This window comes from Streptomyces sp. OZ13 (assembly GCF_052068155.1).
In the GTDB taxonomy this organism is placed as follows: Bacteria; Actinomycetota; Actinomycetes; order Streptomycetales; family Streptomycetaceae; genus Streptomyces.
Genome location: NZ_JBQHCZ010000007.1, coordinates 65,399 through 87,701 on the forward strand (window position 1 = coordinate 65,399; position 22,303 = coordinate 87,701).

19 protein-coding genes and 2 pseudogenes are annotated in these 22,303 nt (G+C 70.7%); 4 read left to right on the forward strand and 17 right to left on the reverse strand.

Going from position 1 to position 22,303, the window contains the following annotated elements; all coding sequences use genetic code 11:
* Positions 1 to 297: 297 nt before the first annotated feature.
* The 3 genes from ACTMTU_RS18245 to ACTMTU_RS18255 all read right to left on the reverse strand — a co-directional run bounded on the left by ACTMTU_RS18245 (position 298) and on the right by ACTMTU_RS18255 (position 4,083).
* The gene (locus ACTMTU_RS18245) at positions 298 to 702 is read right to left on the reverse strand and encodes an ASCH domain-containing protein (protein ID WP_441264531.1); all 405 of its coding nucleotides are present in this window, start codon (positions 700 to 702) and stop codon (positions 298 to 300) included.
* A gap of 231 nt (positions 703 to 933) precedes the next feature.
* Positions 934 to 2,586 (reverse strand): amidohydrolase, encoded by a 1,653-nt coding sequence (locus tag ACTMTU_RS18250; protein ID WP_441264532.1) that lies wholly within the window; start codon positions 2,584 to 2,586, stop codon positions 934 to 936.
* 81 nt (positions 2,587 to 2,667) lie between these two features.
* A complete protein-coding gene (locus ACTMTU_RS18255) occupies positions 2,668 to 4,083 on the reverse strand; it encodes a purine-cytosine permease family protein (protein ID WP_441264533.1) in 1,416 nt (471 codons plus the stop codon).
* Positions 4,084 to 4,261: 178 nt separating this feature from the next.
* Here ACTMTU_RS18255 and ACTMTU_RS18260 point away from each other — a divergent pair, with 178 nt between their 5' ends.
* Positions 4,262 to 4,867 (forward strand): TetR/AcrR family transcriptional regulator, encoded by a 606-nt coding sequence (locus ACTMTU_RS18260; RefSeq protein WP_441264534.1) that lies wholly within the window; start codon positions 4,262 to 4,264, stop codon positions 4,865 to 4,867.
* Between the two features lie 219 nt (positions 4,868 to 5,086).
* Complete coding sequence (locus tag ACTMTU_RS18265; RefSeq protein ID WP_441264535.1) at positions 5,087 to 5,338, forward strand: hypothetical protein; 252 nt, start codon at positions 5,087 to 5,089, stop codon at positions 5,336 to 5,338.
* Positions 5,339 to 5,491: 153 nt separating this feature from the next.
* On the opposite strand, the gene ACTMTU_RS18270 is transcribed toward ACTMTU_RS18265, so the two are convergent.
* From ACTMTU_RS18270 to ACTMTU_RS18320, 11 genes are all read right to left on the reverse strand, one after another.
* Positions 5,492 to 6,163, reverse strand: coding sequence for a hypothetical protein (locus ACTMTU_RS18270; RefSeq protein WP_441264536.1), 672 nt, complete (start codon positions 6,161 to 6,163; stop codon positions 5,492 to 5,494).
* Positions 6,164 to 6,370: 207 nt separating this feature from the next.
* Positions 6,371 to 6,967 (reverse strand): gamma carbonic anhydrase family protein, encoded by a 597-nt coding sequence (locus ACTMTU_RS18275; RefSeq protein WP_441264537.1) that lies wholly within the window; start codon positions 6,965 to 6,967, stop codon positions 6,371 to 6,373.
* Between the two features lie 132 nt (positions 6,968 to 7,099).
* Positions 7,100 to 8,263, reverse strand: coding sequence for a YncE family protein (locus ACTMTU_RS18280; RefSeq protein ID WP_441264538.1), 1,164 nt, complete (start codon positions 8,261 to 8,263; stop codon positions 7,100 to 7,102).
* Positions 8,260 to 8,856, reverse strand: coding sequence for an ankyrin repeat domain-containing protein (locus tag ACTMTU_RS18285; protein ID WP_441264713.1), 597 nt, complete (start codon positions 8,854 to 8,856; stop codon positions 8,260 to 8,262). Before ACTMTU_RS18285 ends, ACTMTU_RS18280 begins: the two co-directional genes overlap by 4 nt.
* Positions 8,857 to 9,354: 498 nt before the next feature.
* The gene (locus ACTMTU_RS18290) at positions 9,355 to 10,008 is read right to left on the reverse strand and encodes a GntR family transcriptional regulator (protein ID WP_441264539.1); all 654 of its coding nucleotides are present in this window, start codon (positions 10,006 to 10,008) and stop codon (positions 9,355 to 9,357) included.
* A 314-nt stretch (positions 10,009 to 10,322) separates the two neighbouring features.
* Entirely contained in the window at positions 10,323 to 11,630 is a 1,308-nt protein-coding gene (locus ACTMTU_RS18295) for an amidohydrolase family protein (RefSeq protein WP_441264540.1), read from the reverse strand.
* Between the two features lie 77 nt (positions 11,631 to 11,707).
* Positions 11,708 to 12,988, reverse strand: coding sequence for an amidohydrolase family protein (locus ACTMTU_RS18300; RefSeq protein WP_441264541.1), 1,281 nt, complete (start codon positions 12,986 to 12,988; stop codon positions 11,708 to 11,710).
* A 389-nt stretch (positions 12,989 to 13,377) separates the two neighbouring features.
* Positions 13,378 to 14,490, reverse strand: coding sequence for an ABC transporter substrate-binding protein (locus ACTMTU_RS18305; protein ID WP_441264542.1), 1,113 nt, complete (start codon positions 14,488 to 14,490; stop codon positions 13,378 to 13,380).
* Positions 14,491 to 14,759: 269 nt separating this feature from the next.
* Positions 14,760 to 15,905, reverse strand: a complete 1,146-nt coding sequence (locus ACTMTU_RS18310) for a hypothetical protein (RefSeq protein WP_441264543.1) — start codon at positions 15,903 to 15,905, stop codon at positions 14,760 to 14,762.
* 320 nt (positions 15,906 to 16,225) lie between these two features.
* A complete protein-coding gene (locus ACTMTU_RS18315; RefSeq protein WP_441264544.1) occupies positions 16,226 to 17,455 on the reverse strand; it encodes an alpha/beta hydrolase domain-containing protein in 1,230 nt (409 codons plus the stop codon).
* Between the two features lie 760 nt (positions 17,456 to 18,215).
* Positions 18,216 to 18,518, reverse strand: coding sequence for a hypothetical protein (locus ACTMTU_RS18320; RefSeq protein ID WP_441264545.1), 303 nt, complete (start codon positions 18,516 to 18,518; stop codon positions 18,216 to 18,218).
* A 106-nt stretch (positions 18,519 to 18,624) separates the two neighbouring features.
* On the opposite strand from ACTMTU_RS18320, the pseudogene ACTMTU_RS18325 reads away from it, so the two are divergent.
* Positions 18,625 to 19,010: pseudogene (locus ACTMTU_RS18325) on the forward strand (Na+/H+ antiporter NhaA); the annotation flags it as partial.
* Positions 19,011 to 19,166: 156 nt separating this feature from the next.
* On the opposite strand, the gene ACTMTU_RS18330 reads toward ACTMTU_RS18325, so the two are convergent.
* The 3 genes and pseudogenes from ACTMTU_RS18330 to ACTMTU_RS18340 form a co-directional block, all read right to left on the reverse strand.
* A complete protein-coding gene (locus ACTMTU_RS18330; RefSeq protein ID WP_441264546.1) occupies positions 19,167 to 20,207 on the reverse strand; it encodes an SPFH domain-containing protein in 1,041 nt (346 codons plus the stop codon).
* 3 nt (positions 20,208 to 20,210) lie between these two features.
* On the reverse strand, positions 20,211 to 20,642 hold the full coding sequence (locus ACTMTU_RS18335) for an NfeD family protein (protein WP_441264547.1): 432 nt from the start codon (positions 20,640 to 20,642) through the stop codon (positions 20,211 to 20,213).
* Positions 20,643 to 20,922: 280 nt separating this feature from the next.
* Positions 20,923 to 21,189, reverse strand: a pseudogene (locus ACTMTU_RS18340) (hypothetical protein); the annotation flags it as partial.
* Between the two features lie 214 nt (positions 21,190 to 21,403).
* Here ACTMTU_RS18340 and ACTMTU_RS18345 point away from each other — a divergent pair.
* The gene (locus ACTMTU_RS18345; protein WP_441264548.1) at positions 21,404 to 22,288 is read left to right on the forward strand and encodes a S8 family peptidase; all 885 of its coding nucleotides are present in this window, start codon (positions 21,404 to 21,406) and stop codon (positions 22,286 to 22,288) included.
* The last annotated feature ends 15 nt before the right edge of the window (positions 22,289 to 22,303 follow it).

A 22,303-nucleotide genomic window follows, 5' to 3' on the forward strand; every position in this document is an offset into this window, starting at 1 on the left:
GTCCAGTGCCCGCAGCGACCACAACCGCGCGTGCCTGAAACGACGAACGGTCCTGGGGAGAAGAGGACCCAGGACCGCATCGTGGTGGCCCGCCAGGCTGGGTCACCGCTTGTGTCCCCCATAGATAAGCACGAGCCTCCCCGCCGCACCGGCAACGACACCACGTCCCGCGGCATACGTCTGCGCGCCGGACCGGCACGGCCGGACGGCACCGGGCACACGCTTCCCGCCGTCCGCATCGCCGAGGAGTGCGCGCATGGCACTCCACGGCTGGTCCCGGCGCCGGGGACCCCCGGCTCAGAGAGCCGAGGGCGCGAGGGCGAAGCGGACGCAGACGACCTGCGTGTCGTCGGTCACCGTGTGCGCCGCGCTCTGCCAGAAGTCGGCGTGCGCCTCGCGCCAGTGCGCGAGGCTCGTGAAGCCTTCGCCCTCGGCCTGCGCGAAGTCCCATGTCACCGAACGGAACGGGACGATCTCGACCGACTCGACGACCACTTCCGCGATGCGCTCCTCGGCGTTGCCGATGAGCACCAGACGCTCGCCCGCGTACTCCGGCTCCTCGCCCTCCGCACGGTAGTCGGGCTCCAGGAGTCCCGCCGTCGCCCGCTTCGCCCCGGAGAGCACCAACGCGTTGAGCCGGTCGCGCATTTCGCCGGGCGTGCCGAGATCGAGCACCCGCAGTCCGTCGATTCGTGTCCACATGATCGCGAGCCTACGACGTGCCCGGCCGGCCCTGCAGCGGCAGTGCGCACACGGCGGCGGGTGCCCTGACCGTCTTCCGCTTGACGGGAGCTCCCGCGCGTGCGGCACGCGCGGACAGCGGCTCCCCAGGACAGTGCGGTCGCCGCCCTATTCACGGGCCTCGTCCGCAGGTCGTTGTTCCGGCTCCGGACCACGTCTCGCCCGGCCCGGGACGCGCCGCCCCGCCGAGCTTCAGCCGCCGTGCTCGATGCGGCCCCCGACCACGACCGTCTCCGCGACGGTGCCGGGAATGTCCTCCGGTGCCGAGCGCAGGATGTCCCGGGACAGGACCACGAAGTCGGCTGCCTTGCCGATCGTCAGCGAACCTCGGTCGGCCTCGAGGAAGTTGGCGTACGCGGAGCCCATCGAGTATCCGTGGACCGCGGCCTCCACGCTGATCGTCTCCTGCGGCATCCAGGGTTCGCCGCCGTCCAGGGAGCGCCGCGTGACGGCGGTGTAGATGCCGATCATCGGGTCCATCTCGGCCACGTTCCAGTCGCTGGACAGAGCGAGTACGGCCCCGGCCTCGTGCAGGCTGCGCATCGGCCAGGCCTTGTGCCACCGGTCGTGGCCGACGTTCTCGGCCCAGTCCTTGCCGGGGCCCGCGACCTCGGGGGCGCAGTGGCGGGGCTGCATGCAGGCGACCACGCCCAGCGCGGCGAAACGCGGAGTGTCGTCGGGGTCGAGGCACTCGACGTGGACGACCTGGTGGCGGGCGTCGCGTGGCCCGTTGACCGCGCGGGCGTGCTCGACGGCGTCGAGGACGGTGCGGATGCCACGATCGCCGGTCGCGTGGACGAAGCACTGGAAGCCGCGGGCGTCCAGCCCGGCCAGCAGGTCGGCGAACTCCTCCGGCGGGTAGAAGGTGTCACCGCGGTGGTGGCGACAGCCCGCGTACGGTTCGAGGAGGGCTGCCGTACGGGGTTCTACGACGTCGTCGATGTAGAGCTTGAGCGGTCCGACGCGCAGCCGGTCGTCGGCGTACCGGCCGGCGGCGGCGGCGAAGTCGTCGAGGTCGGCTTCCGTGGTGCCACGCGGGTGGAACAGGGCCGCGACGATCCGTGACCTGAGCCGGCCTTCGGCACGGGCGCGGGCGAACAGGGTGATGTCGTCGAGCGAGTTCTGCGGTTCGACCACGGTGGTGATGCCGAAGCGGATGGCGTCGTCGAGTGACCGGGTGAGCCGTGCGTACTGACGGTCGGGCGAGGCCCACGGCAGTCCGAGCCGTTGCAGGGCGCGGTGCCCGTCCCGGGAGAGTCCCTTGACGGCGAAGTCCCGGATGAAGCCGGTGGGTTCACCGGTGGCGGGGTCGGTCGCGGCTTCGCCGAACGGCAGGCTGGTGTGGTCCCGGTCGATGCCCAGTCTGCGCATGGCCGCGGTGTTCACCCAGGCGGTGTGTACGTCGTAGCTGAGGACGAAGGCCGGCACGTTCCCGGTGATGGGGTCGAGGTCGGCGGCGGTCGGCATGCGTCCGTCCGGGATCGCCGAGTAGTCGAAGGCCTCCGCCTCGATCCACTCGGCGTCGGGGCGGGCCGTGTGCCAAGTGCGGATGCGGGCATGGACCTCGTCGAGCGTACGGGCGCCGGAAAGCTGTACGCAGGCGTCGTCGGACCCGAGCCGGACGTGGTTGTGGGCGTCGATGAACCCGGGAAGGACCAGCTTCCCCGCCGCATCGATCACCCGGGTGTCCGGCCCCGTCCACGCGTGCGCGTCGTCGTCGGCGCCGAGCCGGACGATCCGGCCGTCGGCCACGGCCATGGCCCCGGCCTCGGGGAGCGCCGGGTCGACGGTGTGGATGCGGGCGTTGCGCAGGACGAGGTCGGCGGGGCGGTCGGCGAGGGACATGTGCGGGAACTCCTGGAGTGGTGCCGTTGGTTCGGGTGCTGCGGGCGGCGTGCGGGGCCGGTGGGCGCCGCGGGGTGCCGTTCACGAGTCCGGGGTGTGCGGTGCGACGGTGGATCGGGCGAGCAGCAGGTAGACGAGTGCCGAGACGACGGAGCCGAGCAGAGTCAGGTCGGCGCCGCCCAGTGGGGCCACCAGCGGGCCGGTCCACAGCTCGGAGTCGCAGGTGAGCGCGGCGAAGGCCATGCCGGCGAGCAGGGCGGTCATTCCGGCGGGGTGGTAGCCGAACCGGTGCCAGTAGCCGCTTTCCCGTCCGGCGTGCAGAGCCGGTGCGTCGTAGCGGCAGCGGCGCATGAGCATGTCGGTGAGGAACACTCCGGCCCACGGTGCGAACACGATGATCAGCAGAGAGAGGAAGGAGAGGAGGGAGGTGGTGAAATCGGTGAGGAAGAGGGCGTAGAGCGAGCCGACCGCGGTGACGGCCGCGCTGATGACGATGGCCTTGGACCGGCTCCACGGGACGCCCAGTACCTGCAGGTTCAGGCTCGACGAGTAGAGCGTGATGATCGAGTTGGTGACCGAACCGCCGAGGACGAGGGCCAGGAAGAGCGGCTGGAACCAGCCCGGCAGCAGCCCTTCCGTGCCCGCCACGGCGTCGGTCATGTCGGTCTGTGTCGCCGCGGCCACCCCCGCGACGCCCAGGGCCATCGAGGAGACGGATCCACCCAGCGCGCCGTACCAGGTGAGCGAGCGCAGCGAGGTCGTCCTCGGCAGGTAGCGGGTGTAGTCGGCGGGCATCGGGACGTAGCTGAAGGGCCCGGCCAGCATGACGACGAACGCCAGGCTCCACCCGGAGACGCCGGGCGCGGCAGCGGCGGCTCCCGTGTCGGCGCCGGGCAGCAGGAACACGAGGAGCACGCCGAAGCCGAAGGCGAGGACGTACGCGATCCAGCGCTCGGCGAACTGCACGGTGGCATGGCCCCACAGCGCGACGGCGAAGGTCAGGGCGAGCGTGACGAGCAGGGCGACGGCCCGCCCCGCGTCCCCCGAGCGCCACCCCAGGTCGGTGAACAATGCCTCCAGGGCGAGCGTGCCCACGACGGTGTTGACGATGGTGTAGCCGATGCTGACCACCCAGTTGAGCATCCCGGCGGGCCAGTTGCCGCGCACTCCGAACGCAGCGCGGGAGATGACCAGGGTGGCGGTGCCGGTGCGGACCCCGCTCAGTCCGGCGGCGCTGATGGCGAAGAACGACAGACCGCCGAGGACGACGACGGCGGTCGCCTGCCAGAAGGACAGGCCGAAGGCGACGGCCAGGGCTCCGTTGATGACATAGGTGAACGTGAGGTTGGAGCCGAACCACAGCCAGAACAGGTCCTTGGCGCTGCCGTGGCGTTCCTCGTCGGGGATCGGGTCGATGCCGTGCTTCTCGACCTGAAACACCTGGTCGGCGGCGATCGTGCTGCTGGGAGAGCCCGTCCTCGTTTCGTGCTGAGTCATGCGACCCGCCCCTCATCATGTGCGGTCAGGAAGAACCCGATACCTTGAACGGCGTTCAATAAGTTAGAACGGCATTCAAGATGCTTCTTGCGGGCGCGGCCGTCAAGACCTCCGGGGAAACCGGCGGCGGATCGAGGCTCTAAGGTCGTCACCAGGCAAACGGAGGAGGAGGCGCGGCGTGGCAGCGACGGCGCGACGGCGCGACGGGCACTTCGCCCGGGAGCGGATGCTGGAGGAAGCCATGGCGGCGATCGCCGAGGACGGCCTGGCCGCACTCACCATGTCGGGGCTCGCCAAGCGGCTCGGCACCAGCGGCGGCCACATCCTGTACTACTTCGGAAGCAAGGACCGTCTGCTCCTGGAGGCACTGCGCTGGAGCGAGAACGCACTCACGGAGGAGCGCCGGGCACTCCTCGCCCGGCGGGTCACCGCCGAGCGCAAGCTCGACCTCTTCCTGGAGCTGTATCTCCCCCGCGGGCCGCGCGATCCTCGCTGGACCCTGTGGATCGAGCTGTGGGCGCGTACGGCGTCGAACGAGCAGCTGCGCGAGGCCCAGGCCGAGATCGACCGGAGCTGGCAGGAGGACCTCGAATCGCTCCTCGCCAAGGGGGTACGGCAGGGCCGCTTCGCCACGGGCCTCGATGCGGCGGCCAGGGCGTCCGAACTCCTCGCCCTGCTGGACGGGTTGAGCACACGCGTCGTCCTCGGCCAGCACGGCGCGGACCGCGGCACTGCGCTGGACACGGCGCGGTCCGTGGCCGCGCGGTTGGTGGAGCGCGCGTGATCAGGCGACTGCCGAAACCTGTCCGGTGGACGGCGGGCGGGGCCACGGCCGACCGGGCGGCTCCGGCCCACGCCCTTGGCGAGCGCCTCGACGAGCTGCCACGCGGCCCGCTGATACCTGCTTTCTCGCCGTCGCGGGTGCCGACCGGGCCGGTGCCGTCGTGGAGTTCACGAAGCGGTCGGCTGTGCACGCGTGGCAGGGTTCGACCACACTGGCCTCGTGAAGAAGTTGCCCCGTGTGGAGTGCCCGCGTTGCGGCCGTGCGATCGCGGCCGGGCCCGTCGCCGGCCGGATGTCGAAAGGCCGGTTGTGGCGGCATGACGCACCCGGCGCGCGCCGCGACGCTGAAGGTGTCCTGGTGTCCTGCGCCGATTCGCTGACCATCGTGGATCTGCCGCTTCCCAGCGTGCAGCTCGAGATCGAGATCGACGTGCCCGCACCGGCGCCCGACGACGAGATGGCCCTGTTTTGATCAGCCGTCCCGCCCCGCACAGCCCCCATCCACGAATGCGGGCTGATCAGCAACGACTGTTCCGAACCTCCCCGTGCCCGCGGCGAACCGGTGTGCTCCCGAAAGGAGTTGCCCTGGCCGGCGGTCAGACGCTACCCCTCTCGTCTCCGGCACCTACCAGTCGACGTGCGCGCTGATCCATTTGGCCAAGCCGTCGTCGTCCCCTTCAGGGGGCAGCTCGGACGCACAGGTGAGAGGGGTGTAGGACAGCTGGAGGTGGGTGAGGTAGCCGTAGGGCCCGTTGTCGGACGCCGGCCCCAGAACCAGAGCGTGGGTAGGTGTACGCCAGACGCGGTGGGTGAGTGCGGGCGCGGACTCCAGCACGGCCGCGGCTGACAGGATCGTCCGCTCAGGGGCTGTGCCGACGTGTTCGGTCACCGCCTGCGTCGCCTGAGCCAGGATTGCCTCGCAGTCCTCGGTCGTGCAAGGTCGGCGGCCGTTCCAGCCGGGCAACTGCTGCCAGCGGTCCATGAGGCGGTACAGCCATGGGCCGTTGGTCATGTTCTCGTCTTCGGCGTCCACCGGGTAGAGCTCGCCGAAGACGAGGAAGTGCCGGGCGTCTGGATGGCCGAACGGGACGTAGGTGTCGGTGCACAGGACGTGTGCGTGACTGGTGCGGATGGAGTCGCAGACCAGCTCGTGCTCCCAGCTCCACCCTCGCTGCCGCATCTCGGCGTCGAGTGCTTCGTCGTCGGCGGGTGTCGGCACGGCCGGTAGGGCGACGAGTTCGGCGACCGCCGCTGCGGTCAACGGCCGGTGGGCGAGGGCGTGAACGGATATCGGCATAGGGAGCACTGTAGAAGCGGTACCAGGCAGGACGCAGACGCGCGTTGCCCGCTCGGCCTCCGCGAGGGAGTCCGCGGGCCCTTCTCTGCCCTCACGGACCAGTAGCGCACCCTGCTTCGGGGAACGGGCGGCGACGTCGTGCCTCTTGACCTTGGTTGTCCGCCGGCGGCGTCGGCGGACAACCAACGGGGAGTCGTGAGGACCAAGTCAGTTCTCGAGGAGCCGGTCGTTCGTGTGAGCCGCGTAGTAGGCCGCCTGACGGGCCATGATGGTGCGCATCGGAGTGTCGCTCGGGACGCCGTACACGGTGCCCTCGAAGTCGAGGTCGCGCTGGATCTCCCAGATCTCGGCGTGCCGGTCGGGTGAGAACGACTCGGCCGGATCCCCGACGGCGATCCAGCCGATCGGCACGACGGTGCCGGGGCGCAGCCTCGAGTTGACGTGCAGCACACTGTTGATCCGCAGCTCGGAGCGGGCCCCTGCCACAGCGCCGGGGAACATCGACACGCCGGTCGCCACGAAGACCTCGTCCTCGACGGTCGCCCCGTTGATGTGTGCGTGGGGTCCGATCAGTACCGCGTCGCCCAGAACCGCCGGATGCTTTTCGCGGCCACGGACGAGGGCGTTCTCCATGACGACCACGTTCGCCCCCGTGCGCACTTCACCGTCCTCGGCAGTGAGCACCGCACCGTGCAGAACACGTGTGTGCTCGCCCAGGACGACCGCACCGCAGAGCACTGCCGAGGGGGCGACATAGGCGGACTCGGGAACCACAGGACTCTTGCCGCGATGCTCCAACAACATGCCTGCAGCTTAGGCCCGGAAGGCTGTCGACGCTGCTGACACGGTGCACGGTCACCCGGCCGGGGTGGGGGCTCCCTGCGCGCCGCCGGGCAGGGGCGAACCCGGCCACCGGAATCCCCTCCGGTGACGGCACTAGAGAACGACGATGCCCAACGGCCTTTCCCCGGCGGCCAGTCGGCGGGTGTCGCCGGTGTCGAGGTCGACGACGGTCATGCCGTTCCAGTAGCCGTCGCGGGTGAAGCCGCCGGTGACGTAGGCGGTGCGCTCGTCCGCGGACACGGCGACGTACTCGTGCGGACCCTCCAGTGGAATCACCTTCTCCTTGTCGTCCTTCGTACGGACGGTCAGTGACGGGCCCCCGTCCTCGGAGGGGTCGATCGGACCCGTGCCGACGGCCAGGAGCGTGCCGCTGGCCGTGACGGTGACGCCGTGCTGGTGGGTGTTGGCCGTCATCGGTTCGATGGTCGAGCGGCCGGTTTCCGGGTCGAGCACGACGAGCCTCTCGCCTTCGAACGGCAGCAGCAGCTTGCCGTCCGAAGGGCGCACGGCCGCGTAGTGCGGCTTCAGCCAGGAGCCGAGCCCGCCCTCGGTGCCGTACGGGGCGACCTCGATGCGGCGGGTGTCGTGCGAGCGCGCGTCGACGACCGTGACGTCGAAGGAGTCGTGGCCGGTCGCGTAGACCTCGCGGCCGTCGCGTGAGACGTCCACGTCGAACGGGCGCCGGCCCACCTCGGTCGTGTCCGTGACTTCACGGGTGCTGGTGTCGATGGTCTCCAGAGTGCCGTTGCCGGAGGGCACGTTGACACCGACGTAGACGTGCTTGCCGTCGGGGGCGAGGGCGATGCCCATGCCGCCGCCGCGGTATTCGCCGTCGGTGACCGGGCCGAGGTTCTTCGTCTCGTACGGGATCAGGTCCAGGCGCTCGCGCCGGTGCGTGTCGACGACGGCGACGCCCTCGGCGGTGGCGACCCAGGCGCGGCCGTCCTCGCCGACGACCAGGCCATAGGGTGCCTCGCCGACCTTCACCGAGTCGACCGGGCCCTGGTCCGGGTCGACGAACGTGACGGTGTCGGCACCGTAGTCGGCGACCAGCAGGGTGCCTTCGGGGGTTCTGCCGGTCGGCTCGGGACCGGGCGTCGCGGGCGCCGACGCCGAACTCTTCTGCGTGGCCGCCCCGGCCGGGGGCTCTGTGGCGGTCGCACAGCCGGCGAGCAGGGCGGCGGATGCGAGCGCCAGGGCGCCGCCGCGGGCGGCGCGTCCCGTGGCGCGACGCCCCAGGGCCGTGGGGCGCCTCACCGTACGGCCCTCAGCAGACCCGCGATGTCCTGGAAACCGCGGCGCTCCGCGTGCTCCAGGGCGGTGCTGCCGTCGCCGTCGGGCAGATTTGGGGTGGCGCCGGCCGTGATGAGCAGTTCCACGATCTCCTGGTGCGCGCGGCCGCCGTCGCCGAGGATCACGGCCTCGAGGAGGGCGGTCCAGCCGAGCCGGTTGACGTGGTCGACGTCGATGTCGGTCTCGCGCAGCAGCACCCGTACGTAGTCGACGTGGCCGCGCTCGGCGGCGGGGATGAGAGAGATGCCGCCGAAGCGGTTGGTGACCTTCAGGTCGGGATGGGCCGGGAGCAGCGCCCGCATCATGGCGACGCTGCCGGTGACGCCGGTGACCAGCCACGGGCTGTCGTCGCGGTCGTCCTGGGCGTCCGGGTCGGCGCCCGCGGCGACGAGTGCCTCGGCGGCGGCGACGTGGTCATGCAGCGCGGCGAGCAGCAGCGGCGTGCGCTGGTGCGGGTCGCGGGCCTCGGTCTCGGCGCCTGCGGCGAGGGCGGCCCGTACGGCGTCGACGTCACCGAACGCGGCGGCGTCGAGCAGGGCGCGGTTGTGCGGGTTCATGGCGGCTCTCCGGGTGGCGGTCGGCACCCCCGTCAGGGGCAGTCCGGCCAGGGTCGATCGGGTCCTGGACATCCCGGCCGCGGTGACCGCGGCGAGGTGGATCCGGGTCGCGTGCATCCGGGCGGCGGCGACGTTGACGGCGGGGGGCAGTGGCACGGCGACGGTCCTTCCAGGTGACGGTGCGCGTTTCGGGACGGCGGCCCGCCCGGGGCGGGCTGCCGTCCCGCCGTCCCGCTCTGCATCGATCCTGGGCCCTGGACCGGTCCCGCCCCTCGACGGACCGGCTGGAGGCGGCGCGCCGAGCGGCGGATGTCCGGGTCATCCGATCGGTTGACCCTGCGAGGCCCGACGGGGGCGGCGACACCATGCCCGGCAGAGAACCGACCCGGGCGGGCACGCGCGCGACCGGTTGGCCGGACTCCTCGCCGGGCCCTGTTGACGGGGCTGGTCAGGAGGCCTGCCTAGCGGGGCCCCGGCAACGGACGAGTGCGGTGGGTCCTATCCGGACCTGTTCTGCTTCCGGTGTTCCATGGCCGCGGTCCGGCTGCTCACCAGGTGCTGCGCCACCAGGGCCTCGACCCGCGGCACGTCGCGTTCGGCGATGGCGTCGTAGAGCTCCTCGTGTTCCCGCGCGATGGCCAGCAGGTCGTCGTGCTGGCCCAGCAGCCAACGCAACCTGCTGCGCAGGCCGCGTTCGAGTTCGGTCAGCAGTTCGTTGGCGGCCAGCGAGGCGACCGTCTGGTGGAAGTCCGCCGCCGCGCGCCGGGCGCGCACCGCGTCACCGGCGCGAGCGGCTTCGAGTTCCGCGTCCAGGTCGGCCCGCAGCTTCTGCAGGCCGGCGCGCGTGTGCCGTTGGGCGGCCAGCCGGAACGACAGGCCCTCCAGAGCCGACCGCACCTCGTCGAGGTCGGCGATGTCGCTGGGGGTGAACTCCCGTACGACCGCCCAGGACCGTGGCCGCGGCGTCACCAGGCCCTCGGCCACGAGCGCCTGCAGGGCCTCCCGCACGGGAAGACGGCTCACGCCCAGGGCCTCGGCCAACTCCCTCTCGACCAGCCGGCTGCCCGGTCGCCGCACTCCGTCGAGGATCTCGTCCCGCAACTGCTGCGTCACCCGCTTCGACTCGGGTGCGAAGTCCCCTGACGCGGTCATCCCCGTCCTTCTTCACTGGTCGACTCCCGCGGTGCACCTGAATCCGTCACCGCTGGCCACGGGATCCGCGGCACAGTGACCTTAGCGAACGGTGCCTTCGGCACGCGCGGCAGCGGCACGGCGGGGACCGGATGGTGCGCCCGGCCGGGGACGACAGGCCCTTGTCAGTCGGCCTGCGGGGACTTCAGCGGTTCGGGACGGGCCCTGACGCGGGCATGCGGAAGCATCGTCCGGCCCGGGCGCTCCGGCCGGACGGCGCTCTCCACGACCGCTGACGGGCCCTCCCGCACGGGTGGATACGGGACGGTTGTCGTCTAGACGAGCCGGCCCTCGCGGGCCACGACGGTCCCGCCGTGCACCACCATGTCCCGCTGCGGCATGTCGACCACGACCTGCGGCACGCACTCGCCCTGCACGAGGACGAAGTCGGCCGGGCTGCCGGGCGTGAGGCCGGCCCGGGCCAGGCCCATGACGTCGGAGCCCCCGTGGGTGGCGGCGTCGTAGCAGGAGGACAGCTCCTCATCGAGACGCATGTCCGTCACCCAGCCGAGGATGTGCGCGCGATGCATCATGTCCGCGTTACCGAAGGGACTCCAGGCGTCGCGGACTCCGTCCGAACCCAGCCCCACCTTGACGCCGTGCTCGCGCAGCCGGGCGATGGGCAGGACGAGGTCGCGGCTGGGCGCCACGGTGGTCAGGGAGATGTCGAGGTCTCCCAACTCCTCGGCCAGTGACGCCAGTTCGGCGTCGGGCAGCCCCGGCAGGCAGAAGACATGGCTGACGGTGACTCTGCCCTGGAGGGACAGGGTCCTCGTGCGTTCGATGATGCCACGCAGCACCGTGACGCCCTTGTCGTCGGTGTCGTGAAGGTGGATGTCCACGCCCACGCCGTAACGGTCCGCCAGCCCGAAGACCAGGTCGAGCTGTTCCTTCAGGGCGTGGTCGAAACTGATCGGGTCGATGCCGCCGATGAAGTCCGCGGCGCCGCTGCGCGCGGCCTCTTCCAACAAGGTGGCCGTTCCGGGCGTGCGGGCGACACCGTGCTGCGGGAAGGCGACGATCTGCACGTCGAGCGCGTGCTTGAGCCGCTCGCGCGCGGCGGCGATGCCCTCCAGGCCGGCCAGTCCGTAGGCGGGAGCGACGTCGGCGTGCGCGCGCATCGCGCGGGTCCCCCGCGTCACGGCGTGCGCCATGAGCCCGTAGGCCCGTTCACCGATGCTCCGGCTCTGACTGTTGAACAGCTCGACGTCCTGCACGACGAAGTCCGCGATGGTGTTCGCGGGCCTGCGCGACACCCAGGGGCCGCCCCATGACGTCTTGTCCGGGTGGATGTGCGCGTCGACGAGGGACGGCAGGGCGATGCGGCCGCCACCGTCGATCACTTGGGCGCCACTCGGGGCGGAACCGCCGCTGATACGGCCGTCGACGACCGTGAGGTCCACGGGCCGGCGGGCCCCGAAGGGCCGCACGTTCCGGAAGACCACTGCCTTGCGGGGACGCTTCCCGGCGTCGGCTGCGGCCGGTGCAGCGCCCGCCGCGGACAGCACCGTGCCGGTGGCGGCCACGGTGGCGGCGGCCGCGAGCATGGCGCGCCGGGACGGCGAAGAGGGGGCGGTTGTCATGGGTACTCCTTCATGGGGAAGGGGAAGGGGCCCGCTGGGGCGCGGACCGCGCTGCGCCGTGGGTGCTGCCGGACCGTTCAGCAGATCCGGCCGGCCCGTACGACGCCGACCGGCCGGGACAGCGCCGACAGATCGCTCAGTGGATCGGAGTCGACGACGAGGACGTCGCCCGCGCAGCCTGGGGCCAACCGGCCCACGAGGCCGGAGACTCCGAGCAACCGTGCCGCGTTGACGGTGGCCGTGCGGATCGCGTCCAGCGGCGACAGCCCGGCGGCGTGCATGAGTTCGATCTCACGTCCGACGGGAGTCACCTCGCCGCCGGACGAATCCGTACCCGCGGCCAGGGGAACTCCCGTCTCGTGCGCGGCCCGGACGGCGTCCATGAGGACGGGCAGATAGGTGCGGCCCCTCTCGGCCAGTACCGGGTCGGCCGACTCGGCCAGCCCAGCGATGGCGGTCAGGGTGGGCGTGAAGTACGTTCCCCTGCTCCGCATCTCGTGCAGGGTGCGCTCCTGGACGAAGACCCCGTGCTCGAGCGACCGGACTCCGGCCCGGACCGCGTCGTGGCAGCCCTGCTCGCTGTAGCTGTGGCAGAGCACGCCCTTGCCGCGGCGGCGGGCTGCCCTCACGACCTCGGCCAGTTGCTCGTAGGAGTACACCTGGGTCAGCGGGTCCTGGTCGGGCAGCCCGGCGCGCTCGTTGACACGCGTCTTGATCACATCGGCGCCCCGGACGACGTTCACCTCGACCACACGCCTGAGAGCCTCGGCGGTACGCACTCCGTCCTTGAGGCCGACGAGAGGGGCCAGATCGGGGTCGGCGAGCACCGAGTCGCCCATGTCGGGTGTCACGAACAGCCCGGCGGCCCTCAGCCGGGGTGCCTGGGACGGCAGTCGAGAGGCGAGATCGCGGACGGCGATGTCCTGGTAAAAGGTGGTGGACCCACTCCGCGCGCTGGTGGCTCCCTTGGTCACCGCCTCACGCGCCTCGGCGACGGTGCTCAGGTGGATGTGGGCGTCGACCAGACCGGGCAGCACCCAGTGACCTTCGGCGCTCAGTCGGGGCAGCCCTGCGGGGACGGCTACCTTGCGGCGCGGGCCCGCCCGGTCCACCTTGCCCGAGCGGATCAGGACGACCGCGTCCTCGGTGACCTCGCCCGTGGCCGGGTCGAGCAGCGTGCCGCCCTCGATCACCAGGTCGCCGTTCGGGGTCGTCCCGTGCGCCTGGTCCTTCTGGCGCGCAGCGGCAGGTGACGCCGTGGAGAGAACTGCCGCTGCTCCCGCGAGAGCCGCGGCACCGGCGAGCACGCCGCGCCGCGTGAGACGAGTGGGGGGTGGAGGGGCAGGCTCAAGACACATGACAGCTCCGCAGGTCGAGTGAGTGCAACCAGCCAATTTTGTATACCAAATCTGCCAGCTCTCACAAGGGAGGGTGCCTCAGCCCTTCACATCCCCCTCTCTTTGGTATGCAATTTCTCCGGACGCCACACGAACGCCCAGCCACAAGGGACGAGCCGGGCGGGCTCGCTCACTCTCCGGTGGCGGCAGTACCGAGCCGCCGCCGGGACCAGCGAGCCGGACCGTCGCCGGGAAAGAGACCGGCGGGCAAGCCGCGACCACCCCTTCGCCGACGCCTCGACCGAGACGCGGCCAGGAGTTCCGCCGCGACGCCGAGTGCCCGTGTCGACACGTGGACAGGTCGACCGCTTCACACCGGACGGATCCGAGCAGTCGGGCTCCGCGCTCTCTCAGCCGGCGTGAAGGATCCGAAGGCGATCGGGTGCCGCCGGATCCCGGTCGACGACCTGGACCGGCGGCCAAGCCCATTGCCAAACGGTGACGCCCTGCGTGCGGGAGAACCGGATCCGCCCGCGGGTGCCCTCGACGGCAACGCGCGGCCAGGATTCGGCGATGCGCGCCCGGTCCACGCCGTGCGAACGCATCACGTCCGCGAGGACGGCGACCGTGTCGTAGCCCTCGAACGCGACGAAGGAGGGCGCTGCGCCCAGCCGCTCACGGAGGGCCGCCCCGACTCGTGCGCCGAGGGGGCCAAGACGCTCGGGTAGGTAACGCAAGAACGGGATCCCGGCGCTGTCGTCGCCCAGCAAGGCCACCCATTCCGCGAACTCCGGTTGTCCGGCCGGAGCACCGATCATGATCTCGGCGAGACGCTGGTCGCTGCGGACCGACTTGACGATCGACACCGCAGGCTCGGGATGGCCGACAAGGAGAAGGAGGGCTGTCGCGCCGGTGTCGACGAGTTCGTCGCAGATGGCGGTCGGGGAGAGCGTGCCCATGTCGAGTTCGACGACGGTGCCGCCGCGCGGAGCGAGGTGGTCCCGGAGAATACGGGCCCCGGATGCCCAGTAGACATTCGGTTGAGCTGCTACGGCGATTCGGCTGTGGCCCGCGCCGAGGAGGAAGTCCGCGTAGATCTGCCAGCCGTGGGACTGCGCAGGGCAGAGGCGCGCGACCCATTCCGTCGGCTGTTCGGTGAGAGTGTCGAGAACCGCTGACGAGCAGAGGAACGGCAGGCCGAGGGCGTCGGCCCTTGCGGCAGCGGCGCGAGCGGCGACGCTGTGGTACTCCCCCGCCACGGCCGCGACGCCCAGGCGCGCCAGTTCGTCCACGGCCGCCGCGGCCCTCCGTGGATCGGCCGCGGTGTCACGGACCACCGGCTCGAGTGGTCTCCCGAGGATCCCGCCGGCGTCATTGACGTCGCGTACGGCCAGCTCGAGTCCGGTCAGCAGGTGCCGGCCTGCCTCGACCCAGCCGGGCCGGGTCAGCGGGACGAGAACGCCGATCCGCACTGGTGAACCGTCGGTCCGGGCCGCGCCGTTGGACCATGGTGACGTGTTCATGCGTGGGCGTCTCCCGCGTGACGACTCGGTCGCAGGTTGCCCGGACCGCCGGCCGGCGGGGCCCGGTGGTACGGGTCCGTCTCATCCCGCCGTCGCGGGCCCACCTTCCTGATCATGCCGGACATTGCATCCACCGCCATCGCCAGCAGGCAACCGATTATCCGTTCTTCGAGGCACCGCGCGACGACACGCCGTTCATCGCGTCGGCTGCTGAGCCCCCGGTCCCGAGTGGGGAACCGGGCGGAGCCGAGCGCCGTCGGTGGACGGGATCAGCGCCAGTCGATGAAGACTGGCGTGCTCCCGAGCGCGGCGAAGTCACCGCCCGGCTCGACCTTCTGGGGGGTGGAGCCCTGCGTGGTGGCGGCGATCCAGTGCTCGTAGCGGTCGCCGTCCTCGGAGATGAAGCTGATCTGCTTGCCGTCGGGGGAGGAAGCCATCGTGAAGAGGTTGGTGGAGCTTTCGGGCAGGATGGGCTTTCCGTGCCGCGCCTCGGGCCCCAGCTGCGCCGTGCTGTAGTTGGTCGCCTCGTCGCACAGCACGGTGTCGTTGTCGATCCAGCCCACTGCCTGGCAGCCGCTGCCGGCGATGACGTCGCCCCCCTCCGCAGCCGCGACCGCGTCGATCACGTCCTCTTGGGGCACCCGTACGACGGCGCTGCCGGTCGTCATGTGCTTTCCGTCCGGGGAGAGCGTGACGTGACCGCCCACGACCACCTTGCTCGGCGTGCCCACCAGGGTGAGATCCCTGGCAATGGCATCCTTGGTCCGCCCGTGGTCGACCAGCTCGTGGTCGCCGTCGACCGACCGGCTCGCGACGACGCTTCCGCTGTCGCCCTCGTAGGTCAGCCAGACGTGGTCCCCCTCCGGCGAGAAGGCCGCGCTCCGCTCGGTCGGGTCCTCACCGAAATCCGCCTCTCCCGTCAGGTCGGTGAACCTTCCCGCCCGGTCGACGTATCCGACGTGGGTCTCCCCGGTCTGCGGATCCTCGGTCACCACCGCGATCTTCGTGAAGTCCCGGTCGAACAGCGACCTCATGCTGGGCACCTCGCCGGTCTCCGCAGGAAGGCACAGACCTTCGACGGCGGTGTTGTCCGTCATGCCGACCAGAGCCGTGTCCGGCAGCCGGAACTCGGTGTGGGCCACGTGCTTCCAGCTGCCGGGCTCCCAGGCGTCGACCGTGACGACCCCGCCGTACCAGGCGTCCTCACCCTTCGTGCCCGGCGTGCAGCCGGCGCTGATGATGACGTTCTTGTCCGGGAACTCGTCCCCGACGCCTTTCGGCTTCCCGCCGTCGGTTCCGCTCTCGCGGGCGTCGGCGCCCCCGCCGTCGGAAGGTGCTTCCTGCGAGCAGGCCGTCGTACCGACAAGACACGCTAACGCCAGCAGAGCACCCCACGCCCTGGTCGAAGCCCTCATCCGGTCTCACCCTCACAATCCGCGAACGACATACGCGCCGGACTCTCCTGTCCCGATTGGCAACAGGTCCGGCAGCAGGGCCTGACACGTTATAGCGGGACGCCGGAACGGGGACAGGGCAGGCCCCGGGACCAGGCCGCTGAGGCTTCTCCTTGCCTCACCGGCTCCCGGGCCGGCGGCGGGTTCGGCGCGTGGACACCGGCAGGCCGGATCGCGCATCCACGCGAGATCCGGCCTGTGGCTTCCTGTGACGGTTCTCGGCACCGGGCGGGCAGCCGGTGTCCGCACCGTGTTGACGGCCGGGTGAGGGCCGGTGGGGTTCAGCGGGCGGTGCAGGGTTGGATCGCCATGAACCGGGCGTAGTGGTCGCGGTAGGTCTCGGTGAACGTCGACGGAGGGCACAGCTGTGCACGGCGGCGCATGTCGTCGGCGTCCTCCGGCAGGATGAAGCCGGCTCTCCGGTAGTCACGGAGTTTGTCGGCGAAGGCTCTGAGGTAGGCGCGGTGGCTGCTGAAGCCGAGTTGCTGCACCGTGCGCACGTTGTCGTAGCTGCCGATGAAGCCGGCGATGTAGCGGGCTTCGCCGAGTTCGACGAACGGCAGCCGGGGCACGCGCCGGCCGGTGCGGTCCTCGGTGATGGCGTTGCCGTTGGCGTCCCGGACGATGCTGCCGCCCTCCGTGCGCAGCTGGGTGCTCGTCGGCGGCGGTGATCCCTTGCGTACCCAGGCGTGGCCCTGGAGGAAGTGTGCGCGCAGCGCGGGCACGAAGCCGGCCGGTGTCGATCCCCTGACCGGGAACGGCACGTTCAGCGGCGCGTCCAGCGGATCCGGAATGTGCGGGCTCCCCGCGACGACGTAGAAGCGGTACCGCTTGGAGGCGACGCCGCGGTCGGTCAGGTTCGTCGAATCGTCGGCCTCCGAGTTCACGATGAGGACCTTGCCTTTGTAGCGGCCCGCGGCGATGTCGGCCTGGGGGTCGAAGCCTTCCGTGGTGACGGGCAGCACCATGTCGAACGCGCCCGTGGCGTCACCGGAACCGACGAGGCGAAGGAGCGGGTACGAGCTGTCGGAGAAGCCGGTGCCGTAGCGCCGGTGCACTGTTCCGACCAGCGGGCGCGCGTCGGAGGCGCGGGAGGAGAGCGCCTTCGAGAAGTCCGCGATGATCTCGTCGTCGACCCTCGCGCCCTCCTCTTCGAATCCGCCGTCGATGAATGTGCCGGGCACCGACGGGTCGAGGATGCGGTTGCCGAGTGTGCTCCAGCCGACGCCGGCGTGCACGAATCCCTGCCGGAAGAGGAAGTCCCTGCGCAGGTAGACGTCGAGCATGCCGAGTCCGACCACGAAGTGCGGCGGCTCGACGAGAGCGGTGCCGTTGTTGTGGTGGGGGTCGGCCGGAGCGCTGATCCGGTAGGGCACGCGGAACCGCCCGGTCGAGGTCTCGCCCTCGAACACACCGTCGTACTGGACGTAGCGGATTCCACCGAACTCCCCGAGAGGCGTGGCCACGGGGGTGCCGAGCCGGTCCTCGGCCTCGCCCGGCGGCGTGCTCACGACGGCGTGGGGAGCTTGGCCGGACAGGGAGGCGGCGGGAGAGGTTTGGGCAGCGGAAGCCGGAAGGGCGGGCGCCAGTGCCGCCAGCAGCAGCGCACCCACCTGGAGGACACGCGTCCGCCCGCGGCCCGGAGCGGGATCTTTGTCTCGGAAACACAGCCTGAACATCGGGTACTCCTCCGTCTGCGCCGGGGAGCACTCGTTCGGTGCACTGGCGCTGGAGTCAGCCGATCACTTGCTGTCCGCGTCGGCCTTCCGGCGTGGCCCGAAAGAGGGAGCCGCGCTCTTCAGAGGCCGGTCGCATCGAGTTCCGGGTTCTCATGGGCACTCCGGCGCTTACGGGTGGGGCCTCCTGGAGTTGTTCCGGGGGCTGCTCGCCGGCGGTGTGCCCTGGGCGGTTCCGAAGGCGCGGCAACGGCCGGCGGCAGGTGCCGGTCGGGACGTTGCGGTCGCGGTTGAGCGCCACCGCAACCCGCCGCGCCTGCACCGGCGTTCGGGCAGCGCCCGTCGGGTCGACGGGCGACTTCGCCGGCCCGGTGGCGTACTGTGCGGCGCCGGTGGGGTCGAGCCGTTCGTCGTACCGGCGGTCGACGCGTAGGGAAGTCGCTCTGGAAGCAAGGCACTTGGTTCTGAAGTCCCGTGGAAGCGCAACGCGCCCGGTCCTCCCCCACCGACTCGGTCTCCGCAGGCTGGTCAGCGCGTGCGGTGGACGGTGACGGTGACGGAGCGTGGGCGGCCGCCCGGGCTGTGGTGTGGAGGTTCAGAGCGTTCCGTCCGTGCCGAACCACGGGCTCCGCCGAAGGACCTGCCACGGCGGGGGCAGTCGCCCGTGGGCCGGTGCAAAGCCCTCGGCGATGCGGTACATGCCCGCGTGGACCGCGTCGTGGAGTTCCCCTTCGCTCCAGGACGAACTGTCGTGGAGCGCATACATTCCGCCGGCTGCGAAGAGCAGTGACGCGATGATGAGCGCCATCCCGACGGGATTGTTCGCGTTGTAGACATAGCGACTCGTCCCCCACTTGGAGCGGACAAAGACCGGCTCTGCGTCGTGATCATCGCTCATGAGCGGGAGCTTGGACGTGCAGCTCGGCGATGTGCCGATGCCGTCCCCCCGACTGATACGCAGGCGGTGCCGAGAGGCTGTGGCTCTCCGCGCATGACGCGCGAGTCCTGAGCGGCTCGGTGTGCTGCTCGGTCTGGTCGTGGGCAAGACGGTCGGCGTCTTGGCCGGTACCTACCGGGCGGCGCGCTTCACACGGGTCCGTCTCGACCCGGACCTGGCCTGGGCCGACGCATTCGCGCTCGCGGTCCTGGCCGGCATCGGCTTCACCGTCGCCCTGCTGATCAGTGATCTCGCCTTCGACGAACCGGCGGTCACCGATCACATCAAGGCTGCCGTCCTCGTCGGTTCGTTGATCGCCGCCGGCAGTGCGGGCTGTTCCTCAAACGCCGCAACGGCACCTACCGCAGTCTCTGGGAGGCGGAGAACCGGGACGAGAACGCCAACGCCATTCCCGACATCTACGAGCGCGCCCGCGACCATGACGGCGGCTGACGGACGCACCGCACGTCGGGCGAGCGCTCTCCTGCGGCTGCCCGGACTGGCGGCCGCCTCGGCCGTGACGCCGTGGACCGACTGCCGAAGGCCGGCCACGCGTGGACGGCCCGGGGGCCCTGATCGCGGACCCGTTCGAGCGGGTGCTGCCGGCCGTCAGCGAGGGCCGGGTGGGCGGAGGCCTTCGGAAGCGCCATCCGCCTTCGCCGCGTCGGCGAGGGCCTCGGCAGCAGCCTCCGCTGCCCGTGCCGCGTCGTCGGCGGCGGCATCGCCGGCGGCCTCGTCGTCGGACGTCTTCTCCCGGGTCGCCGGCGACTGGGGCAGCGCTTCGCCGAAAGCACGGGACACACCGTGGAGCGCGGAGGTGACCTCGCTGGGAATCATCCAGAAGGTGCTGCCCTGGCCCTGGGCGAGCTGGGGCAGCGTCTGGAGGTACTGGTAGGCCAGCAGTTTGGGGTCGGGATCGTTGCGATGCACAGCCTGGAACACCTCGTCGATGGCTCGCGACTGGCCCTCGGCCTTGAGGATCTCGGCGGTACGGTTGCCCTCCGCGCGAAGGACGGCGGACTGCTTGTCGCCCTCAGCGGTGAGGATCTGTGCCTGGCGCTGTCCTTCTGCGCCGAGGATCGCGGCCCGCTTGTCGCGCTCGGCGCGCATCTGCTTCTCCATGGCGTCCTTGATGGACTGCGGGGGGTCGATGGCCTTGATCTCCACCCGGTTGACCCTCAGCCCCCACTTGCCGGTGGCCTCGTCCAGCACGCCACGAAGCTGGCTGTTGATGGTGTCACGCGAGGTGAGGGTCTTCTCCAGGTCCATCGACCCGACCACGTTGCGCAGAGTGGTGACGGTGAGCTGCTCGACCGCCTGAAGGAAGTTGGCGATCTCATAGGCAGCCGCCCGTGGGTCGGTGACCTGGAAGTAGATGACGGTGTCGATCTCGACGACCAGGTTGTCCTCGGTGATCACCGGTTGCGGTCTGAAGGACACCACCTGTTCCCGCAGGTCGATCGGTGGATGGACGCGGTCGATGTAGGGGACGACGACGTTGAGACCGGGTTGCAGGGTGCGGTGGTAGCGGCCGAGCCGTTCGACATTGCGTGCGCGCGCCTGGGGCACGATGCGCACCGCCCGCACCACGGTGAAGACGGCGAAGAGCGCGACGAGCAGGCCGGCGACGAGGAGCGCCGAGACTTCCATGGTTCACTCCCGGGGGTGGACGAGCGCGGTAGCGCCGCTGATCTCGATGACGTCGACGGTCGTTCCGGAAGGGATCACCAGCGTCTCGTCATAGGGGCGGGCCGTCCACTCCTCGCCGCCGATGCGCACCCTGCCGCCCAGGGCCGTCACCTCCGAGACCACATAAGCGGCACTACCGACCAGGGCATCCACGCCGAACCGAGCCGCCTGCGGCCGACGCACGTGACGCAACGCGAGGGGGCGCACGAACAGCAGGCTGACCGTGGCGACAGCGGTGAACACCAGGAACTGCCACGGCAGCGGAAGTCCGACGGCAGCGAATCCCGCCGTGGCCAGGGCCGCTCCACCCAGCATTCCGAGGGCTGCGGTGAGTGTGAAGATCTCCGCCACCGCCAACACCGCTGCGATGATCAACCAGATGAGCCACAGCTCCATCAGCAGCCCTCCTGACGATTGCGGGTGTGCAAATGGACGATCCGTTGCCCCTTGGCCGCGTCATGGCGGGGAAGCGAGCGGCACTCCAATCAACTTTGGCCCTTTAGGATAATTTTACCCGTTCTGGGAGGTTGGCTTCTTTCGGTAGGGATCCGTCCGGCGCTCGATCGTGACGGCCGCACCCGGCGCGCCGGGTTCTGAGTCGGTGCCGGCGTCGCGCGCGCCCTGACCGGACGCGCAGCCCGAGGCGTGACGGCGCCGGCGGACGAGCGGAAGCGGTTCAGGATCGGGGGTTTCTCTCCGCCAGGCGGGCAGCGGCCTCGTGCAGGACCAGTTCGAGCAGGACGGGGTCGTTGAGGGTCCCCGTACCGTCGGGCGGTACGAGCCACCGCATTCCGCCTGCTGCACGTCCGGGACAGGGGACGACGATCCATGTTCCCGGGCCGGCCGGGCGTGTTCCGGTGCCGACCCAGCGCTCCGCCGTGCCCCGGGGCACGAAGAACCCGGTGCGGGTCCCGCCCAGATCAGCAAGGACGGGGCCCGAGCGCGCCCGTCGTCGGGGCCGGGGCACACGGAGTTGATGCATGCTCACGAATCTGCACGTGCTGAAATTCCTTGCCACGCGCCCTCGATGCGGATCGACGCACTGACGCGACAAAGGTGAATTGCCAACAATCGGTGCCTTTCGATGGCGCGCAGGCCGTGTCCGTGCGGAGTATTCTGGTGGCGAGAGCTGGGCATACGGGCGGGTGGTGGACCCTGTGATTCCTGACGCTCATCCATCCTCGAAATCTCCTCTCTTTTTGACGGGTCTTTCCGGCCTGATGGCCAGAACTGCGGGAAGAACGGACCTGCTGGTCGGCCTCGTCGATGGTCCGGTCATCGTCGATCACCAGGAATTCGCCGGTGCGCACATCGAGTCTCTCCGCGAACAGGATGTGGCGGACATGGACGCGGACGATGCTGCCGCGCTCCATGCCACGTCCACGGCCGGAGTTCTCGTCGCGCATCGCGCGTCGCGCGCGCCGGGCATCTGCCCCGGTGTCACGCTCGTGACCCGTTCCGTATTCTCCTCTCCGGCGGCTCGCTCCTCGGGCGGTGCGGCACCGGAGGACCTGGCAGAAGCCCTCGTGGACCTCACAGATGCGGGCGTGCGCCTGGTGAACATGAGCCTGTCCCTGGCATCGGGCCGGCATGACGGTCATCGGGCCGTACAGCAGGCCCTCGACCACGCATCCCGCAGGGGTGTGATCGTGGTGGCCGCAGCCGGCAACGAGGGTGCGGTGGACGGCAACGTCGTCACCCGACATCGCGCGGTCATTCCGGTCGTGGCCTACAACCGGCACGGACAGCCGGGGTGGATGTCCACCATCGGTCCGTCGATCGGCAGGGGTGGGGTGGGGGCGGTGGCGGACGGCCTGGTCAGTCTGGGAGCGCACGGGGATCTGCGGCCGTTCGGCGGAACCAGTGCCGCGGCGGCGATCGTCACGGGGGCGATCGCCCTCCTCTGGTCCGAACTGCCGGACACCGCGCCCGGAGAACTGGCTCGCGCGGTGACGGCTTTCTCGTCCCGCAGGACCTCTGTCCTGCCACCGGTGATGAACGCCTGGCGGGCGTTCGAGTTGTTGCTCACAGCACGGCGCTGATCAGGGAAGGAACGG

What these genes read in the sequence shown, in the direction of transcription:
- ACTMTU_RS18245 (WP_441264531.1), bottom strand. Translation starts at nt 702, where the DNA reads ATGTGGACACGAATCGACGGACTGCGGGTGCTCGATCTCGGCACGCCC.
- ACTMTU_RS18250 (WP_441264532.1), bottom strand. Translation starts at nt 2,586, where the DNA reads ATGTCCCTCGCCGACCGCCCCGCCGACCTCGTCCTGCGCAACGCCCGC.
- ACTMTU_RS18255 (WP_441264533.1), bottom strand. Translation starts at nt 4,083, where the DNA reads ATGACTCAGCACGAAACGAGGACGGGCTCTCCCAGCAGCACGATCGCC.
- ACTMTU_RS18270 (WP_441264536.1), bottom strand. Translation starts at nt 6,163, where the DNA reads ATGCCGATATCCGTTCACGCCCTCGCCCACCGGCCGTTGACCGCAGCG.
- ACTMTU_RS18275 (WP_441264537.1), bottom strand. Translation starts at nt 6,967, where the DNA reads ATGTTGTTGGAGCATCGCGGCAAGAGTCCTGTGGTTCCCGAGTCCGCC.
- ACTMTU_RS18285 (WP_441264713.1), bottom strand. Translation starts at nt 8,856, where the DNA reads ATGAACCCGCACAACCGCGCCCTGCTCGACGCCGCCGCGTTCGGTGAC.
- ACTMTU_RS18290 (WP_441264539.1), bottom strand. Translation starts at nt 10,008, where the DNA reads ATGACCGCGTCAGGGGACTTCGCACCCGAGTCGAAGCGGGTGACGCAG.
- ACTMTU_RS18295 (WP_441264540.1), bottom strand. Translation starts at nt 11,630, where the DNA reads ATGACAACCGCCCCCTCTTCGCCGTCCCGGCGCGCCATGCTCGCGGCC.
- ACTMTU_RS18300 (WP_441264541.1), bottom strand. Translation starts at nt 12,988, where the DNA reads ATGTGTCTTGAGCCTGCCCCTCCACCCCCCACTCGTCTCACGCGGCGC.
- ACTMTU_RS18305 (WP_441264542.1), bottom strand. Translation starts at nt 14,490, where the DNA reads ATGAACACGTCACCATGGTCCAACGGCGCGGCCCGGACCGACGGTTCA.
- ACTMTU_RS18310 (WP_441264543.1), bottom strand. Translation starts at nt 15,905, where the DNA reads ATGAGGGCTTCGACCAGGGCGTGGGGTGCTCTGCTGGCGTTAGCGTGT.
- ACTMTU_RS18320 (WP_441264545.1), bottom strand. Translation starts at nt 18,518, where the DNA reads ATGAGCGATGATCACGACGCAGAGCCGGTCTTTGTCCGCTCCAAGTGG.
- ACTMTU_RS18330 (WP_441264546.1), bottom strand. Translation starts at nt 20,207, where the DNA reads ATGGAAGTCTCGGCGCTCCTCGTCGCCGGCCTGCTCGTCGCGCTCTTC.
- ACTMTU_RS18335 (WP_441264547.1), bottom strand. Translation starts at nt 20,642, where the DNA reads ATGGAGCTGTGGCTCATCTGGTTGATCATCGCAGCGGTGTTGGCGGTG.